The sequence below is a fragment of the Empedobacter sp. R132-2 genome (genome assembly GCF_030324375.1).
GTDB lineage: Bacteria > Bacteroidota > Bacteroidia > Flavobacteriales > Weeksellaceae > Empedobacter > Empedobacter falsenii_B.
Genome location: NZ_JACAGG010000083.1, coordinates 1 through 779 on the forward strand (window position 1 = coordinate 1; position 779 = coordinate 779).

The following is a 779-nucleotide window of genomic DNA, read 5'->3' on the forward strand; positions in this document are numbered from 1 at the left end:
TGTTATAGCTTTTACTGAACCGAAGTTGTACGCTGTCTTTTATTCTTTACATAAATTTTCTCTAAGGATTTGTCCAATCCAACTTATACTAGCTACAATTTCAAAATCTGTAATTTCTAAACGATCTGCTAATATTTCATTATCTGATGGAATATATTTATCTCCATAATATTTTTCATCACCAACTTTAATATTGGGTTTTGTTACTCTGATTTCCATTAAGCCATATGATACAAATTCAGAACCACCATTGTCTAATTCCAATTCTTCAACATCATTTTCTATGAAAAACATTAAATCAGGCAACGGAGTTTTTTCAATAATATTTGTTCCTGTAATGAATTGGTCATAATCAATTTTTTTCTCTAAAAATGATTTAAAAAGTAAACCAGTAAGTGATGCTTTGTCTGTGTCTTCACACTTGTCAATAATAAATAATAATTTTTCGCCAACTTTTGTTCTATACTTTAAATCTTCTTCTATTTTATTAATTTGTTCTTCTATTTTATTTTCAGAAATTGATTTTAGTTCATATAAAAATGTAAGAATTTTTTTAAGAAATAGCTTATCCTTGATATTGGTTACTGTATTAAAAGTTCCTATAATTGTTGAAAGTAGTGGGACATCTTTTAGTAATCCTTCAGCAATATTTGAATCAATTACCACTTCAGTTAAGTCTTTGGTAACAGCTTGAAATTCTTTATCTTTTATGACTTGAATAAGATTTGTACCGAGTGAACTCATTTAATAATTTAGTTTTAGTAAGGTTGCGTACAACG

1 protein-coding gene is annotated in these 779 nt (G+C 27.1%); it reads right to left on the minus strand.

Annotated features, from left to right (window positions below; genetic code table 11):
• Positions 1-39 precede the first annotated feature (39 nt).
• Positions 40-744 (minus strand): hypothetical protein, encoded by a 705-nt coding sequence (locus HXZ69_RS15230; protein ID WP_125112982.1) that lies wholly within the window; start codon positions 742-744, stop codon positions 40-42.
• Between the last annotated feature and the right edge of the window lie 35 nt (positions 745-779).

Excerpts from the sequence above, each read along its gene's own strand:
- HXZ69_RS15230 (WP_125112982.1), bottom strand. The coding sequence starts at position 744 with ATGAGTTCACTCGGTACAAATCTTATTCAAGTCATAAAAGATAAAGAA.